The organism is Lactobacillus sp. UMNPBX19, assembly GCF_002553805.1.
Lineage (GTDB): Bacteria > Bacillota > Bacilli > Lactobacillales > Lactobacillaceae > Lactobacillus.
In genome coordinates, this window is record NZ_PCYR01000006.1 from 56,233 (window position 1) to 73,753 (window position 17,521).

Consider the following 17,521-nt stretch of genomic DNA (forward strand, 5'->3'; position numbering starts at 1 on the left):
GATTTAGTAGCTTTTTATGTAGAATATTAATTTCTATCGCTAAATCCAAAGATTTGTAAGAATTGTAAGAATAAGTTAACGAAATCTAAGTAAAGTGCCAAAGCACCAGCAACTGCTAAGCCGTCAACAGAAACTTGGCCACTGTAGTTTTCATAGATTTGCTTCATTCTTTGTGCATCCCAAGCAGTTAAAATAGTAAAGATAATAACTGCAATAAATGAGAAAATGTAAGAAACCATTGGATTTCTTAAGAACATGTTGATTAGCATTGCAACAATTAATCCAATTAAAGCTGCAGAAGCATATGATCCCAAATTATTTAAGTTCTTTTTAGTCGTGGTACCAATTACAGCCATTGTAATGAATACAGTAGAAGAAGCTACGAATGCAGAAGCAATGCTGCGGCCAGTATAAGCACCAGCAATTAATGAAAATTCAACTCCATAAACAATTGCCATGATCATTAGCATTACAAAGCTAGCTACTGGATTTCTCGTTGCTCTAAAACTAATTCCAAAAGTTAAAGCAAGTGGAACTAGCAATAAGATCCAAGTCATTGCTGGATTGCTAGCAAAAATGGTCATAACTTGTGTTCTAAAGACAGTCATTGTTAAGTAAGCACTTAAGGCAGATACTAAAACAGCAATTGTCATCATGCCGTACATTCTGCTTAAGAATCTATTTAAACCAGTTACATCGACAATTGTACGGCGTTCTGGTTCTTGTGAAAAGTTATTCATAAAGCTCTCCCTCTTTCTTTTTATTAGTATATTTTAACTTATCTTGGCAGTAAAAGAAACTTTTATACAAAAGGATTATAGAAACGTCCTGAGTTGACTTTAAAGAGCAAAATTACAACTAGTACAAGAATAAAAGCCAAAGTAGTAACTAGATAATCAGTTAAGTTGAAATTTTCTGCAACATACCAAGTACGTTTCTTTTTAGAACCAAAGCGTCTAAGTTGCATTGCGGTACTAATTGTATCAATACGATCAAGACTTGAAAAAATAAGTGGAGTAACAATATTTAAAGTTCCATGAATTCTTTTTTCAAGAGAAGCTTTTTTAGAAAGTTCATTTCCTCTTGCTTGTTGAGCTGCAGAAATTGACCAGTAACTTTCCTGAATATTAGGTATATAGCGTAGCGCTAGAGAAACAGCATAGGCAACTTTATAACTGACCCCAATTTTATTTAGACTAGCTGCAAATTGACTAGGGTTAGTAGTTAATAAAAAGAGTAGAACCAAGGGGATAGAACAGATATACTTCAAAATTACGTTAAATAAATAAAATAGTTCCTGTGCAGTTAAAGTGAAGTATCCTGCATTGATTAGAATCGTTTTTGAATGGTAGAGTGTCTCACCATAAGTTGGCTGAAAAATAAAAACAGCGATGATATTAATAATGGCAAAAACAATAATGAATTTAACAATAAAAGAAACTTGCTTCCACTTAATACCAGCAACTTTTAACAAAATTAAGGATAGGATACAGATAGCAATCAAGAAGCGAGTATCATAGGTAACCATACAAGCAATGGATACCAGGATTAAAAAGATCATTTTTGTAGTAGCATTGAGAGCATGAATAAAACTATTACCTGGCTGGTAGCCCAAAATTTTACTATCATTCATAATCTTCATCCTTCCAGTTTTGTTGTTCAAAATTAATATAAGCCTGCACAAATTTATTTGGATCAGGTAAGTTATAATGTTTTGCCAGATCGTAAAGACTAGTGCGCTTTAATGAAGCTTCTTTAATTAAAGCTTGATTGGTTAATAATTCAATTGGGGTAGTATCTGCAATTAATTTTCCCTTAGCAAATGCTAGAGATCGACTAGTGTACTCAAGCATCAAGTGCATATCATGCGTGATAATAATGATTGTTTTCCCAATAGTATTTAGGTGCTTTAAAAAGCTCATAATTTCCGTATATGTCTTCCAGTCTTGACCAGCAGTTGGCTCATCTAAAATAATAATCTCTGGTTCTAAGACCAAAATCGCAGCAATTGTGACACGCTTTTTCTGTCCAAAACTTAATGCAGAAATTGGCCAATGTCTAAAGGGATACAGTCCACAAATTTTCAACGTTTGGTCAACTTTTTGCTTAATTGTTTCTTCATCGACATTGCGTAAACGTAAACCTAGAGCAATTTCATCAAAGATCATTTTTTGAGAAATCATTTGGTTAGGATCTTGCATTACGTAGCCAATTTTTTCGGCTCTCTCTTTAATTGATAAGTCACTTAAATTCTGGTCCTTAAGAGTGATTTTTCCTTCGTTAGAAATAAAACCACAAATAGTTCGGCAAAGGGTAGTTTTACCTGCACCATTTTGTCCAACTATTGAAATAAAGTCGCCCTGATTAATAGTAGTAGAAACATCTTTTAAGGGATAGAGCTGATTCTTGCTGTATTGATGACCAACGTGATCTAATTTTAATAATGGTAAATTATCTGCTTCTTTTTTGGTGATTTTAGCTTGTTTAGTCCAAGCTGCTAATTTATCGCTGATTTTTTCAGAAACAGGGAGAGTTGATATTTGGTCTACTTCTTTAATAGAACTTAGATTTACATCAGCAGCTGTAAGAGCCTTTAGGTATAGGGGCTCTCTAACTCCAATTTTTTCTAAGGTATGAGAATGTAGCAGCTGATTAGTAAGCTGGTCGGCAACAATCGTACCTTCATTTACTAAAATAATTCTGTCAATTGGTTGACTGAGGACTTCTTCTACGCGATGTTCAATAATTATAACTGTCGCATTAAGTTCCTTTTGAATTTTATCGATAATTGCCATCGTTTTAAGACCAGAAGCGGGATCTAGATTAGCAAGTGGCTCATCGAATAATAAAATAGGTGACTCGTCAACTAAAACTCCAGCTAAGGCAACAATTTGCTTTTGGCCTCCAGAAATACTTTGTGGAGATTGAGTAAGTAATTCTTTGATTTTTAATTCATCAGCCCACTGGTTTACAGTTTGGTGCATTTTATCTTTAGGTTGACAGTCATTTTCTAAAGCAAAAGCGATATCTTCACCAACCGTTAAGCCGATGAATTGGCTATCAGCATCTTGTAAGATAGTTGAAGTAGTGAATGAAAAATCAAAAAGACTTGTGCTAGTAATATCTTTTCCATTCACTAAACATTTTCCTTTAACTTCACCTTGATTGATATTTGGAATAAGACCATTAAGGCAGCGACCAATTGTGGATTTGCCGCTGCCTGAAGGTCCAGCCAAAAGAATTTTTTCTCCTTTATTAATCTTCAAATTAATATTTTTAAGAGTAGGTTCTGCTTGGCTATTATATTTAAATGAAAAATCTTTAAATTCAATAATAGGTTCTGTCATTAATTGAGTAACCTTTCATAATTAATCTCTACGTAAACTACCTTTTTTAACTTTAGTCGCTGCATAAGCTTTAAGCAAGATAGTTCCTAAAATAAGAATAGAGATTGAATTAGTGATGGTTGCAGTTGCTCCTTGCAAGAAAACTTTGTTTTGGGGTTCACTGTAAATCAAAATATCTCCAACTGGAGCGATGATTAACCAAGAAACAACATTAGCAATAATTTGGACAATATTAAAACCAATCATTTGTTTAGTAGTAAAAACACCATTTTCTAAGTCAAGACGCATACCATAGAGTCCGATAACTAAACCTAGAACAGCAGTTGCAAGGACCCAGCTCCACCAAGTTTGTCCATACATTAAGAAATCACCTAGGGCATGACCAATGAATCCCACGGAAAAACCAACAACTGGTCCATAAATGGTTGCAAGCAATGCTAAAAATGGATACACAATTTCAATGTTAGTGTTTGGAATACCAGTTGGAATTGATGTGAAACGAGCTAAAATAACATAAATGGCAGCTCCAATACCAATTGCAACAACACTTTTTACTGATAAGCCTTTTTGATTATTCATAATTTTCCCCCGTAAATAAATTATTCTTTTATTAAATCAATTTTCCAGTCATTTCCTGTACCAATATTATACGTATCCGCAAATGAAGCTTGGTTTAAGGCGATGCCGACATTAACTAGTGAATTAATATAGATTAAAGGATCATTGATTGGTGCATCGGCAAAAGACCGGACAAAAGGTATTGTATCATGATAATAAACTTGGTCTTGATAAGTAATAGTAACAGTAAGTTTATCACCGCGTTGAATATTCGCCTTTTTAATTAAGTCATAAGGAATATTAGTCCATAAAGAACCAAAGCGAATATCTAAAACATCAATTGATCCGCGTAGATGATCGTTTTCTAGACTAGCCTCAGTAAGTGGTAGTTTAACAACTGAAGTTGGATCTAATGTTTCGCCTAAATCTTCAAAAGATTTTTCTCCCTCAGCGAGTAAGGCCCCATTGTAAGCATAGATATCACGGCCATGAAAAGTGTTACTTTCTGAAGAATGTGGAAGACGATTCTTTTGTTCGTCAATCTCTCGTACTTCGTCTAGCCCCATATAAGTTGCAACATGAGTTAAAGAACCATTGTCTGGTGTAATGATAAAGTGGCCACTTTTGGTTTTAGCGGCAATACTTTTTCGGTTAGATCCCACTCCTGGATCAACAACTGAAACAAAAGTTGTTCCTTTTGACCAGTACTTAATAGTTTGATATAGACGATACGAAGCGGCCCAAATATCATAAGGCGGAATCTCATGAGTTAAGTCGGACACAATAACATGTGGCGCAACCATATGTGCTACTCCGTGCATGGCACTAACAGCCCCATCTTTTAATCCAAAATCAGTTTGTAGTACTAGAAAATGATTTGTTGTCTCAAATTCCTCCTCTTTAATATTTTTTTAATTACTAATAATTTACAATGTAATTAAAAATTCGTCAATAAAAAATCCGTACTATTTTGCTATGTAAACGCATATAGTACGGATTTAATGAAATGAATTAATTTTTAGGATTCTTTTGCCATTTTAAGCCAATCCCCGTAACCCCGGAAAGAATTGAGAAAAGTGGGGAAAGTAAACTAAAGAAGGTAAAGGGAATGAAGGCTAAAACTGGAACGCCGAGAGTAGAAGCAGCAAAAGATCCAGCTACTCCCCATGGAATTAAGTAGTTAATTACACTTCCTCCATCTTCAAGAACCCGACTTAAGGCAAGTGGGTGAAGACCAATTCGGTCGTAAGCTTGTTTAAAGGCACGCCCTGGTAGAATTACTGAAAGGTATTGTTCACCAACAAATAAGTTGATACAAATGCCTGAAAGAATAGTAGTGATGACTAAACGGCCTGGTTTTTTAAGATGTTCAACTAGCGGTTCCATAGCAGTTTGAACAATATTGAATTTCATAAGGAGTCCACCAAGAGATAAGGTAGCAATAATTAAACCAACTGTATCCATCATGCTGGAGATACCACCTCTGGTTAAAAGGGTATTAACAGATGAATCACTAGTTTTTGCTACAAAACCATTCATAATTAAGTTAGTTAAGTCAGTAATAGATTGGTGCGGATTTTGAATAAAAATCATAATGACTGTAACGGTAATGTTTAAAAATAAGGTAGGAATTGCAGGTATCTTGCGCCATGCACAGATTAACATCAATAAGATTGGTATAATTGCCCACCAAGTAATAGTAAAGTTATGCTCTAAGATAGAAACGGTGTGATTAATTTTTGAAGCATTAATTGAACCACTGTTTCCTAGAATCCAAAAAAGGATTAAAGAAACAATAAAGGCAGGAATAGTGGACCACATCATGTTCTTTATATGGGCAAATAATTCACTTTCTGCAACTGCAGAAGAAAGATTAGTTGAATCAGATAAAGGAGACATTTTATCCCCAAAAACTACTCCAGAAATGATTGCACCAGCGACAAGAGCTGGATTAGCATTCATACTAGTCCCAATTCCAAAGAGTGCGATGCCGACAGTTGAAATTGTTGTAAAGCCACTTCCGATAGCAAGCCCAACAATTGAACAGACAATAAAGACAGATGGAACAAAAAATTGACCACTAATTAGGTGGAAGCCTAGTACCATGATTGACGGAATAATACTTCCTTTAATCCATAGTCCAATTAAGGCCCCAATTAAGATAAAAATAAAAATTGGAATAATAGCTATGCCGATTCCTTCCTTAATTCCATCTTGAATTGAAGACCAGTTATTTCCGCGAATTCTAAGCCAAAATAATAATAGACATACTGTAAATAGAACGGGAACTTCTGGCATTAGTCCAAACTTAATAACTGAAATACCTAAAATAAGTAGAAGCAAGAGTAGGATAATAATTGCTTCTGGAAAAGAAACTTTCTTTTTCATAAAAATCCTCCAATAAAAAAGTCCTGTTGAAATTAATCAACAGGACGCATTACCGTGGTACCACCTATTTACTGCAGATTGCAGCACTCTAATCAGGTGGTAACGGCACTGATTGTGGCCGAATAAAGATGAATCGTTGTAATTCGTAACTTATGCCTGACTGGTTCGCACTTCACCACCAGCTCTCTGACGCTTAACATAAGCACTACTGTGACGATAATTATTGCAATTATGATAGCAAGCTTAAAAAAAGATGTCAATGAATTTATTAATAAAAATAATAAGATTTCGAATTATGTAGTCTGAGCGGTAAAATAGATAGGTATAGAAAAAATAAAAATTTAAATTGAGGGATTAAGATGAATGATATTTTAACCACCAAAGAATTAGGAAAAAATTTTAAACGTAAGCATGTTCTAGATCAAATCAATCTTCATGTTCCGACTGGCAAAATCTACTGTATTATGGGACCAAATGGAGCTGGAAAGTCGACACTATTAAAAATAATTAGTGGAATTGAAAAGCCAACTGAAGGAGTAGTTACTTTCAAAGATAAAAATTGGAAGAGAGAAGATTTAAAAGTAATTGGTTCCTTAATTGAAGAGCCTGGATTGTTTGATAACTTAACAGTTGAAGAAAACATCAAATTAAAACTAAAACTTCACCGTGTTGAAAATAAAAATCAGGAACAAATATTAAATACACTGGGCTTTGGTGATCATAATCATGAAAAAGTCAAAGGCTTTTCTACAGGGATGAGACAACGCTTGGGAATTGCTTTAGCTTTTATGGGAAATCCTGATTTAGTTATTTTGGATGAACCAACAAATGGTCTTGATACTTTTGGTATTCATGAGTTGCGTGAGCTTTTGATGCTCGAGAAAAAGCAAGGAAAAACAATAATTATAGCTAGTCACATGCTTTCTGAGATTAAAAAGGTTGCAGATCGAATTGCTATTTTAGGTGATGGAAAATTGCTCCTAGAAGAAGATTATGAACCAGAAACAGATTTAGAAGAATTATTCATCTCAACTTTAGAAAAGGCAGGCATAAAGCATGACTAATATTTTAAAAGTTGAATTTTTAAAAACAAAACATAGTGTAGTTCGCTTACTAGTATGGCTACTACCAGTGATTGCTGTTTTGATGATGACTGCTGTTTTCTGGGATAACCAATATCTAGTTCAATTAATGATGGGCCAATGGAGTTACTTCTGGTTAAATATGTCAATTGGGCTACTGGTTGGTCTTAGTACTTATTATCAAAAGCAAGCGACGAAATTTAGAGAAATATTAACGTCTCCACAGGACTTATTGAGCTATGAAATTGGTAGAATTCTCCATGGAATTATTCAAGCATGTATCATGAGCGTGATTTTTATAGTTTTGATGATCTGTGTTCGTTTTATTTTTTCAAGTACCGAAGAAATAGGCTTAATGATTTGTTCAGTAATTGGAGTTTTATTAGCATCTTTATGGCTGTTGCCATTTTATTCTTGGCTTGTAAGAATTACTAATCTATATTTTGCATTAGGAATTGGTTTTTTAGGATCCATTTTAGCCATGTTTTTAAGTCATACGACTTGGAGCATGTGGTGGCCGTTTGATTGGGGGATGCTCTTAAATAATCTGTGGATAAAAGGCGACTTTGTCTTTGGATCATGGAGCTTAGTAATTTGCGGCTTAATTTTAGGAATTATCTTAAGTATTTTTAGTGCGTACTCTTTTAAAAAGCAATAATATTTTTTAGTAAAATAGTAACAAGTATCTAAATATTGAGGATTGAATTATGCAAAAAAATCAAATAGTTGACTTAGAAATTACAGACTTGTCTTATGAAGCAATGGGTGTTGCTCATCTAGATGGAATGACTGTTTTTGTGAATAATGCACTTCCTGGTGAAATCGTTTCTGCCAAAATTTTAAAAGTAAAGAAAAATTTTGCTTTTGCTAAAATTGAAAAAATTAAAAAAGAGAGTCCAGATCGGATTAACGTGAAACTTCGTCAATGGGTTCAAACTGGCTTAGCATCTCTTGCTCACATTAAGTATGATAAACAGCTTGAATTTAAACGTAATCAAGTTGTTAATTTACTACATAAAGCAGACTTAGATAATGTTAAAGTAGGTCAAACGATGCCTAGTCCAGAAGAAACAGGTTATCGGAATAAGGCACAAGTGCCAGTACGTGAAGTTAATGGCAAGCTTGATATTGGATTTTTTAGAAAACATTCCCATGACTTGGTGCCGTTAACTAACTTCTTTACTACTGATCCAGAAATTGATCGGGTTTTACTTAAGGTACGTGACATTTTGAGAAATAATCATGTGCCTGCTTATGATGAAAATCGGAATAAGGGAGAAGTGCGCTATCTTGAAGTTCGCCATTCTAAAGCAACGGGTGAAATTATGGTTATTTTAGTATGCTTGCATAAAGATTTTCCACAATTAAAAGGAGTTACTAAAGAAATTAGTGAGATCAAAGGCGTAACTAGCGTAGTTTTGAACCATAATCCTAAAAAGACGAATGTGATCTTAGGTAAAAAAGATTACTTGCTTTGGGGAGAACCACAAATTACCGATAAAATTGGTGATGTTAGTTTTAAAATTTCTCCACAAAGTTTCTTTCAAATTAATTCTCTGCAAACTCCACGTTTGTATGATTTAGCTATTCAAAAAGCTGATCTTAAGCCGGATGATGTCATAATCGATGCTTATTCTGGTATTGGTACAATTGGGCTTAGCGTGGCTAAGCATGTTAAGGCAGTGAGGGGGATGGAAGTCATTAAGCCCGCTGTTGAAGATGCTAATGCAAATGCTAAATTAAACGGCATCACTAATGCAGAATATGTTGTAGGTAAAGCTGAAGAAGTAATGCCGCGCTGGGCTAAAGAAGGGTTAAAAACTGATGTTATCTTCGTTGATCCACCTAGAAAGGGACTTACTCCAGAATTTATTGACGCTGCTGTAGAAACAAATCCGAAGAAGATTGTTTATATTTCATGTAATCCAGCAACTATGGTGCGTGACTTACAACTCTTCAAGGAACAAGGTTATGACTTTGACGAAATTGATCCAGTTGATATGTTCCCGCAAACTCCTCATGTCGAGAGTGTTACGGTGCTGGAACGTACAGAAAAATAGCCGACAAATCGCGTTATAATGGCATTTATAGGTGATTGAAAGTGTACTTTTTCCTTTCTGAACGATTGGAATTAGTACACTTTTTCTATTTGAAGCTGGCGGGTCGAGTGTTCTATGTCCTATTTCGATAGTCGAGTAGACGATCGTTCAGTTTGGCAGGTCGTATTGATTATGGTAGTGAAAGTAGGAATAAAGATTGATATAACAGCATTTACAGAGGGCGCAAAAATCAGTCAATTTAGCGTTGAGAGTTGAGTTAACGAGTATGCTATTAAATTTTGACTGTTTCGATTAAAAAATAGAAAATCTGCACAACGGTAGTTTACTCGACGTATAATATTAATATTCCTGAAGATTATTAAGGCGGTAAACAAGATGGCAAATCGACAAATTGAAATAGAAAATAAAGCGATGAAAGAGATTCTTATCGCAATGCATAATTTGGGAGGTCAGGTTACGAGAAAACAAGTACTACAAGAACTTCGTGACGGCTCAGATGTGTTCAGTGAAAAAGAAATTGACGCAACCCGAACTTCGAAGAAAAGTGGAAAAATTTATCATCCGTTTCAATGGAAGTTTAACTTTGCGGTTAAGCATTTGATCCTTGCTGGATTCATTAATACGGAGAATGGACACGAGCTAGAACTGTCCAAAAAAGGACGCAACGTAGATATTAATAAATTTGATGCAAAAAAGGACGTCAGATCTATTTCAGAAGCTAAGTTTCCTCATCACAAATCAAAAAATGAAGTAGTTACTGATAAAATAGAAGATAATCAGGATGGCACAGATGAAATAGAAGAACCGTGGCGCCAACAGTTATTGGATGCATTAATGAAGATGAATCCCAGAAAATTTGAGCTCTTTTGCCGTGGGTTACTTACCAAAATGGGAGTAGATGTCGATGATGAAAAGGGTGTTCAATATGTAGCTGATGGTGGCATCGACGGTTTTGGTTATGTTCGTTCAGATGACTACCGGACTACACGGGTGGCCCTTCAAGCTAAGCGTTGGCAGGGTAAAGTATCGGCCCCTGAGATTGATAAATTCCGTGGGGCAATGGACAAGTTTAATGCTGAATTTGGTATTTTTATTACTAATTCCGACTTTACAAGGGAAGCAGTTAGGGTGGCTCGGGAAGGAACTCGTATCATCACATTGATTAATGGCGATCAGATCTGTGACTTGGTGGCAAAATACAACTACTATGTTGAACCAGTTACTACTTATCGATTGAAGGACTTTTACTTGGATCAGGATTAATTATGATTGTTTGGACAATGCGACCTTATAATGTTTATCTAGAAATTATGGATAAAGGTGAGTTTTTCTGCAATCTAGACCTTTCTATTAACTTAAAAGATGACAATGATTTTTTAAGAGCTTATCATTGGATGATTCAGCAAATGATCAAGAAAATTGGAGTACCTAGTAAAGGAGAAACGTACCCCATCTGGACCTGGTATCGGAGTCATGATTATAAACACCAACGTCCGGATTTTAGATGGGTTAGAGACTATATTTCTGGGCAAATAGAAATGGCGGAGGATAAAAAATCTCGGCTAAGACAAAAAAAGCAACGGAAATGAACCAAAAATACAGACGGAACTTGATAATTTAACTAAGCAATTAGATGAAGTATCCGCTCTTGTAACAGATAAACTCACTAAAAGTAAGGGACTCTTCAACCAGATGAGTAAGCTTAATGACAATCTGGTAGCAGCAGATGTAACCTTATCCAGGTATGAGTCGGTGAAAGGGCAATATGTTTCTGATATTAAAAGGTTAAGCTTCATTGTTGATGGGGAAGTTGCCTTTGAAAATATTGAAGAACCTTTACTTTGCCCAGTGTGTGGACAGCCAGTCATTAATGTAGAAAGCGAAACTAAGCACGTTGAAGCAGCTCAGAAAGAACTCTCTAGAACCCTAGCCTTACTAAACGATCTCGAGCAAGCAACATCTAGTCTTGCCGAGGAGAAGCTTTCTTTGCAAAAAAGATACGCTGAGCTGGAAAAGGAAAGTGATGCGATCCAAATAAAACTTAATGAGAAGCTATATCCACGCTTGGATAAAATAAAAACAGCTGAAAAAGATTATCGAGAACAGATAGAGGTAGTATCGAAGGTTAAAGTTTTTGATGACTTATTAGGAAAAAGGACATCGAAGATTAACGAATTAACGGATGAAGGAATACCATAAAAGGATGTTAAATTCAAGCCAAAACAAGAGCTGGGAGAAAATTTTTATGATGATATGGGCGATATTTTAAATTGTCTGTTAGAGAAAGGAAACTATCCTAAACATCATGTTGCCACCTTTGGTCAAACTTCATTTGATATCATGATCAATGGTAAAAAGAAAGCAGTTAGTCATGGTAAAGGTTTCAGATCATATCTGAATTCTGTTACAGTTATGGCCTTGAGCAAATATATAAATGAGAATGCCTTATACAAACCAGAGTTTTTAATTATCGATACACCACTTGAGGGGCTATCAGAGAAATATAGTGACAATCCTAATGAAAGTATGAAGCATGGTATTTTTAAACTTTTTATAGAACGAGGCAAGAAGTACCAAACAATTGTTGTTGAAAATCCGGATCATTTACCAAGTGATATAGATTTTAAAAGTGAAGATATCAATATGATTAGTTATGAAAATGAAGAAGGATTTTTAAAAGAAGTCTAGGAGGTCCAAATGCAAATTAGCTATAACAAGCTATGGAAGCTACTAATTGACCGTGGCATGAAGAAAAAAGAACTGCAAGAAGCTAGTGGCGTTAGTGCTGCTTCAATTGCTAAGTTAGGCCGTAATGGTAATGTTACGACCGAAGTATTATTGAAAATCTGTATCGCCCTTGATTGCGATATCAGTGATATTTGTGAAGTTGAAAGAAAGTAAGGGGTGAATTCCCATAACAGAAGAAAATGAAATCTCATTGTTTGATGAGCAAGAATTCACGGTAGAAGCAAAACAATATGAGTTACAAGAAACAGCCGAATCCACGGAATTAATTAAATCAAAAGAACGAGTCCAGAATCATGGTGAAGTTTTTACCCCAAAATGGATGGTGCAAAAAATGCTAGCCGAGCCAGCAATTCAGGAGAAGATTAAAGATATACATGCAACATTTTTAGAACCCAGTGCTGGCGAGGGCGCATTTTTAGTTGAAATTTTGCACCAACGATTAACTTATCTTGATCAGCGGGTTAGTAAGGCTAGCTGGCCCAAGCAAGCAATCTGGGCATTGATGAGTATTTATGGGATTGAACTTTTGCAAGATAATTTGCTTAAAGCAAGGGATGCAATGTTAGAAGTGGTGATTAACCACTACCAAGCAAAGCTACAAAAGCAACTGAGCGTCAAGACGGAATTCTATAAGGCAGCTAAGTTTGTGATTGCAACTAATATAGTCCAAGGAAATACGCTTGAGTACACTACGAACGAGGACCAGCTGATTGAGTTTAGCCATTGGTGGCCAGTTGATGAAAAGGTTCAACGTGAAGTCTTTACCTACAAGTCATTATTCAATAATAGTGATGCTGGCGATGTGGGAGCTGCAGAGGGACAACTTAGTTTGTTTGATGAGTTAGAGACAGAAGCTGAAAAAGAATACGCATTATGTGATGTATTGAAAGTCTATAAGGAGGAACGGGAAAATGAGCGGAGAAGATAAGCAATTTAAATTCGATGTGGTGATTGGGAACCCGCCATATCAGGAAGAAACTTCTGAGTTAAGTAAGAAGAATGGTCAGAAAAGCGTAAAAAATATTTTTCAATTGTTTCAGGAACAAGCTGATAAAGTAACAAGAAAATGTGTTTCTCTAATTTATCCAGGTGGTAGATGGATTCAGCAATCTGGAAAGGGAATGAAGAATTTTGGATTGAGCCAAATAAATGACCCTCACCTAAAAGAAGTAACGTTTTATCCTGATGCAAATGAAATTTTCGATAAGGTCGGAATTGCTGATGGAATTTCTATAGTTGTAAAAGATATGAATAAAACTACCTCTGGGTTTAAGTACATTTACTCTAAGTCAGGTAAAACTAAAAGATTAGATTTAGATAATCCTGGAGAACAAATACTTCCGTTGGATCCAGCCGATTTATCTATGATTACAAAAATATCAACGTTTGTAAAAAAGTATTCATTAAATTATTTACATGATGAGATACTTCCAAGATCGCTATTTGGAATTGAAAGCAGTTTTGTAGAGGATAATCCTAACAAAATTCACCCTTTTAAACGAAATTTCGATACTAAAAAATATGTAAAGTTATTTTCTAATGATAAGGCTGGTAAAGCTGGAAGAGCTACATGGTTTTTAGCTGATTTAGACTCTATCAAAAAAAATAAGGAATATATTAGTAAATTTCAAGTGGTAGTTTCGAGTGCAAATGCCGGTGGTCAGAAGCGTGATAACCAAATATCTATTATGGATAATTATTCGGCTTTTGGCAGATCAAGAGTAGCATTGAGGTCATTTGATACGTTGAATGAGGCCGAGAATTTTATGAAGTATGCTGAATCTAAAGTAATTAAATATACTTTTTTATTAACAGACGAGGCATTATCGTCTCTCGCAAAATGGGTTCCTGATGTACTAGATTATACAAATAACAATAATTTGATTGATTTTACTCAAGAAATTGATAAACAACTTTGCGATCTCATAGGTTTTAGCCAAGAAGAATTCAAATATATAAATGATAGAGTAAACAGTATACGGGGTGACAAATAATGAAAACACCAACAATTAAATCATTCAAAAAGATCATCCCCATGATTTATGCTTATACCACGCCTAATGATATCTCTCACCGGGGATGGACGAAGATTGGCTATACCGACCGTCAATCTGTTGAAGATCGAATTAAGCAACAAACCCATACGGCGGATGTGAAAGCTGAAATTCTCTGGAAAGGTAACGCGCGTTATCAAGATGGCTCAGATGAGACTTTTACTGATCATGATTTTCACTATTACTTAACCAGTAAGCAACATGTTGAACGCAAACCGAAAACCGAGTGGTTCCATGTTGATGGTGATACTTCCCATCGGTATTTCTACAAGTTTACTGAACGTGATTTTAGTGATATTCAAGGAACTGATGGTACTCAGTATGAATTACGCAAAGAACAGCAACAAGCAGTGGACCAAACGGTAAGCTACTTTCTTAAACACGGCGAAGGCAGTGAGTTCTTGTGGAATGCGAAGCCTCGCTTTGGTAAGACCTTAACCACTTACGATTTAGTTCGTCAGATGAACATGCAAAATATCTTAGTGGTAACTAATCGACCAAGCATTGCCAATTCTTGGTTCGATGATTTTGATAAGTTCATTGCATGGCAGACGAACTTTAAGTTTGTGAGTGAAACTGATGCTCTGAAGAAGCGGCCTGTACTTTCAAGAAGTGAATTCATCGACACAATCTCTGATGGCAAGGAGTACGGTCAAATTGCCTTTGAAAGTTTGCAAGGGCTAAAAGGCTCGGTCTACTTTGGTGGTAATTACGATAAGTTGAAATGGATTAGTGACCTTGAGTGGGATTTGTTGGTAATTGATGAGGCCCATGAAGGAGTAGATACCTATAAGACCGATAAAGCTTTCGATAAGATTAAGCGCAAGTACACCCTGCATTTGACTGGGACACCATTTAAAGCTTTGGCAAAGGGTAAGTTTGCTTCAGACCAAATCTATAACTGGTCATATGCGGATGAACAACAAGCCAAACTTGACTGGGATGAAAATCAAGAAGGTAGTAGCAATCCTTATGAAGTGATGCCTCAATTGAACATGTACACCTACCAGGTATCAGCAATGATGGCTGACGAGTTAAAGGGGAAGGTTAAGCTCTATGATGGTGATCAAGTCGACCCAGCCTTTGACCTTAACGAGTTCTTCAGAACAAAGGAAAATGGTAAATTTGTTTACGATGAAGCCGTCGACCGTTTCTTGGATGCTCTGACCAAGCAAGAGAAGTATCCCTTCTCAACACCAGAGTTACGCCAAGAACTTGCTCATACTTTCTGGCTATTAAATCGAGTCGACAGTGCCAAGGCCCTAGCTAAAAAGCTAAAGGTTCACGATGTCTTTGGTGAATATGAAATTGTCTTAGCTGCCGGCGATGGTAAGCTTGATGATGATCAATTAAATGAAGATCAACTAGAACAAGCCAATGAAAAGTCCTTCGATAAGGTCCAGCGAGCAATTGCAACTCATGATAAGACAATCACTCTCAGTGTAGGACAACTAACAACTGGGGTAACTATCAAGCCTTGGTCAGGGGTACTAATGCTCTCTAGTATGAAGAGTCCTTCGGAATACATGCAGGCTGCTTTCCGGGCACAAAATCCATACACTTTTGACCGGAACGGTGAACTGGTTCAAAAGCAAAATGCCTATGTCTTTGACTTTGACCCTACCCGAACCCTGACAATTTTTGATGAATTTGCCAACAATCTACTAGAAAAGACAGCTAATGGTAAGGGAACTGCTGAGGAACACGAAGCTAATATTCGCCAGTTATTGAACTTCTTCCCAGTCATTGGGGAAGATGAAGATGGCAAGATGGTAGAATTAGACGCTAAGCAAGTGATGTCAATTCCACGTCATTTGAAGTCACAAGAAGTGGTTAAGCGTGGTTTCATGAGTAACTTCCTCTTTACTAATATTAGCCGCATCTTTAGTGCACCGACTGAAGTGCGTAATATTTTGGATGGCTTGGTAACTGCTAAGGAAGAAAAGGGTAAGCGAAGCCAGAACGCAATTGAGGGTGCAGAAGACGTTGCTGTTAATGATCAAGGCGAAGTTGAGATTCCTAAGGAACGTGTGATTGGCAAGTCTAAGGATTTGTTTGGTGATAAGGTTTATAGTGATATGGGTCAGCAAGTTGCCGATGCTGTTACCAATACAGATCAAACTGACTTTAAATCTGCTGCTAAAGAAATTGCTAAGCAGTTGAATGATTCTGTCGGTAAGGAAGTCGTTAACCGGGTTAGTGACGATTATGGTTTGAGCAAGTCTGAGGCTAAACGTTATCAAAAGCAAGTAGAAAAGGATACCGAGCAAGCCTTCCATCAACTTGCTGACGAACTAAATGATAAGAAGAAGTTAGCTGAAGTTGACTACAAGCAGAAACAAGCGGCTGCACGGAGCGAAGATGAACTGCATGAGGCAGATCAGGAATATGAAGCAAGGTCGGAAGCTATCTTACAAGAGTTTACTGAGAAAGCTCGCCAGCAAGTTCAAAAGACTGTTGCTGATACGCCTGCTAATGTAATCGAACGGGTGGAAAAGCATCAAGAAGAGCAAAAGATGAAGAATGTCGAAGAGGATGCGCGGGCTCACTTACGTGGCTTTTCACGGACCATTCCAAGCTTCATTATGGCTTATGGTGATGAAAACTTAACCTTGCAGAACTTTGATGATTACACGGAAGACGATGTCTTTAAAGAAGTAACAGGTATTAGTGAAGATCAATTCCGTTTTCTTCGTGATGGTGGCGACTATGTTGACGAAGCTAGTGGTGAGAAGAAGCACTTTGATGGGCACCTCTTTGATGAAGTAGTCTTCAACGATTCCATTCAACAATTCTTGGAATTAAAGGAAAAGCTAAGCGACTACTTTAATGAAGATAACGATGAAGATATTTTTGATTATATTCCGCCGCAAAAGACCAATCAGATTTATACACCAAAAGCGGTAGTTAAGCACATGGTCGATGATTTAGAAGCTAATAACCCAAGAATTTTTGCTGATCCTAATAAGACTTTTGCGGACCTTTACATGAAGTCTGGGCTCTACATTACGGAAATCGTCAAGCGCCTTTTCCAAAACGAGAAGATGAAGGAATTATTCCCGGATGACCAGGAACGTATCGAGCATATTATGAAGCATCAAGTTTATGGTCTAGCTCCAACTCGGATCATTTACTTGATTGCAACTAATTATATTTTTGGTTTTGACGAAGGCTTAAAGAATTCAGTGCTTGGTAAACATTTCAAGCAAATTGATGCTGCCGAATATGCGAAGAATGGAACGCTAGAAGAAGTAATTCAAAAAGAATTTGGAGGTGAGAAATAA

At 36.3% G+C, this 17,521-nt stretch carries 18 protein-coding genes; 12 read left to right on the top strand and 6 right to left on the bottom strand.

What is annotated here, in order from left to right; all coding sequences use genetic code 11:
- Positions 1 to 26: 26 nt before the first annotated feature.
- The 6 genes from CP370_RS03095 to nhaC all read right to left on the bottom strand — a co-directional run bounded on the left by CP370_RS03095 (position 27) and on the right by nhaC (position 6,293).
- A complete protein-coding gene (locus CP370_RS03095) occupies positions 27 to 740 on the bottom strand; it encodes a Bax inhibitor-1/YccA family protein (protein WP_012846564.1) in 714 nt (237 codons plus the stop codon).
- 62 nt (positions 741 to 802) lie between these two features.
- The gene (locus CP370_RS03100) at positions 803 to 1,633 is read right to left on the bottom strand and encodes an energy-coupling factor transporter transmembrane protein EcfT (RefSeq protein WP_087712721.1); all 831 of its coding nucleotides are present in this window, start codon (positions 1,631 to 1,633) and stop codon (positions 803 to 805) included.
- Positions 1,626 to 3,347: an ABC transporter ATP-binding protein gene (locus tag CP370_RS03105; RefSeq protein WP_087712723.1), complete on the bottom strand. Its 1,722-nt coding sequence runs from the start codon at positions 3,345 to 3,347 to the stop codon at positions 1,626 to 1,628. Before CP370_RS03105 ends, CP370_RS03100 begins: the two co-directional genes overlap by 8 nt.
- Before the next feature lie 21 nt (positions 3,348 to 3,368).
- Entirely contained in the window at positions 3,369 to 3,926 is a 558-nt protein-coding gene (locus CP370_RS03110) for an ECF-type riboflavin transporter substrate-binding protein (protein ID WP_012846562.1), read from the bottom strand.
- Between the two features lie 20 nt (positions 3,927 to 3,946).
- Positions 3,947 to 4,810 (bottom strand): S-adenosyl-l-methionine hydroxide adenosyltransferase family protein, encoded by an 864-nt coding sequence (locus CP370_RS03115; protein WP_087712724.1) that lies wholly within the window; start codon positions 4,808 to 4,810, stop codon positions 3,947 to 3,949.
- 106 nt (positions 4,811 to 4,916) lie between these two features.
- Complete coding sequence (nhaC, locus tag CP370_RS03120) at positions 4,917 to 6,293, bottom strand: Na+/H+ antiporter NhaC (RefSeq protein ID WP_012846560.1); 1,377 nt, start codon at positions 6,291 to 6,293, stop codon at positions 4,917 to 4,919.
- A gap of 359 nt (positions 6,294 to 6,652) precedes the next feature.
- Between nhaC and CP370_RS03125 the strand changes: the two genes are divergently transcribed.
- The 12 genes from CP370_RS03125 (at position 6,653) to CP370_RS03175 (ending at position 17,521) form a co-directional block, all read left to right on the top strand.
- Positions 6,653 to 7,357 (top strand): ABC transporter ATP-binding protein, encoded by a 705-nt coding sequence (locus CP370_RS03125; protein WP_087712726.1) that lies wholly within the window; start codon positions 6,653 to 6,655, stop codon positions 7,355 to 7,357.
- Complete coding sequence (locus CP370_RS03130; RefSeq protein ID WP_087283758.1) at positions 7,350 to 8,033, top strand: MFS transporter permease; 684 nt, start codon at positions 7,350 to 7,352, stop codon at positions 8,031 to 8,033. Before CP370_RS03125 ends, CP370_RS03130 begins: the two co-directional genes overlap by 8 nt.
- A gap of 49 nt (positions 8,034 to 8,082) precedes the next feature.
- The gene (rlmD, locus tag CP370_RS03135; RefSeq protein ID WP_087712727.1) at positions 8,083 to 9,435 is read left to right on the top strand and encodes a 23S rRNA (uracil(1939)-C(5))-methyltransferase RlmD; all 1,353 of its coding nucleotides are present in this window, start codon (positions 8,083 to 8,085) and stop codon (positions 9,433 to 9,435) included.
- Positions 9,436 to 9,549: 114 nt separating this feature from the next.
- Complete coding sequence (locus tag CP370_RS09835; RefSeq protein ID WP_180707233.1) at positions 9,550 to 9,690, top strand: hypothetical protein; 141 nt, start codon at positions 9,550 to 9,552, stop codon at positions 9,688 to 9,690.
- 177 nt (positions 9,691 to 9,867) lie between these two features.
- Positions 9,868 to 10,698: a restriction endonuclease gene (locus CP370_RS03140; protein WP_369821753.1), complete on the top strand. Its 831-nt coding sequence runs from the start codon at positions 9,868 to 9,870 to the stop codon at positions 10,696 to 10,698.
- Positions 10,699 to 10,700: 2 nt separating this feature from the next.
- On the top strand, positions 10,701 to 11,024 hold the full coding sequence (locus CP370_RS03145) for a DUF3841 domain-containing protein (protein ID WP_087712730.1): 324 nt from the start codon (positions 10,701 to 10,703) through the stop codon (positions 11,022 to 11,024).
- A gap of 103 nt (positions 11,025 to 11,127) precedes the next feature.
- On the top strand, positions 11,128 to 11,634 hold the full coding sequence (locus CP370_RS03150; RefSeq protein ID WP_087712731.1) for a hypothetical protein: 507 nt from the start codon (positions 11,128 to 11,130) through the stop codon (positions 11,632 to 11,634).
- Positions 11,635 to 11,688: 54 nt separating this feature from the next.
- Positions 11,689 to 12,123, top strand: coding sequence for a hypothetical protein (locus tag CP370_RS03155; RefSeq protein ID WP_087712733.1), 435 nt, complete (start codon positions 11,689 to 11,691; stop codon positions 12,121 to 12,123).
- Between the two features lie 9 nt (positions 12,124 to 12,132).
- Positions 12,133 to 12,336, top strand: a complete 204-nt coding sequence (locus tag CP370_RS03160; protein ID WP_087712734.1) for a helix-turn-helix transcriptional regulator — start codon at positions 12,133 to 12,135, stop codon at positions 12,334 to 12,336.
- A gap of 178 nt (positions 12,337 to 12,514) precedes the next feature.
- Positions 12,515 to 13,111 carry a methylase gene (locus CP370_RS03165; protein ID WP_233186310.1) on the top strand — a complete coding sequence of 199 codons (597 nt, stop codon included), beginning with the start codon at positions 12,515 to 12,517 and terminating at the stop codon, positions 13,109 to 13,111.
- Positions 13,095 to 14,177, top strand: coding sequence for an Eco57I restriction-modification methylase domain-containing protein (locus CP370_RS03170; protein WP_087712737.1), 1,083 nt, complete (start codon positions 13,095 to 13,097; stop codon positions 14,175 to 14,177). The genes CP370_RS03165 and CP370_RS03170 overlap by 17 nt, the downstream gene beginning before the upstream one ends.
- Positions 14,177 to 17,521 (top strand): DEAD/DEAH box helicase, encoded by a 3,345-nt coding sequence (locus CP370_RS03175; RefSeq protein ID WP_087712739.1) that lies wholly within the window; start codon positions 14,177 to 14,179, stop codon positions 17,519 to 17,521. The genes CP370_RS03170 and CP370_RS03175 overlap by 1 nt, the downstream gene beginning before the upstream one ends.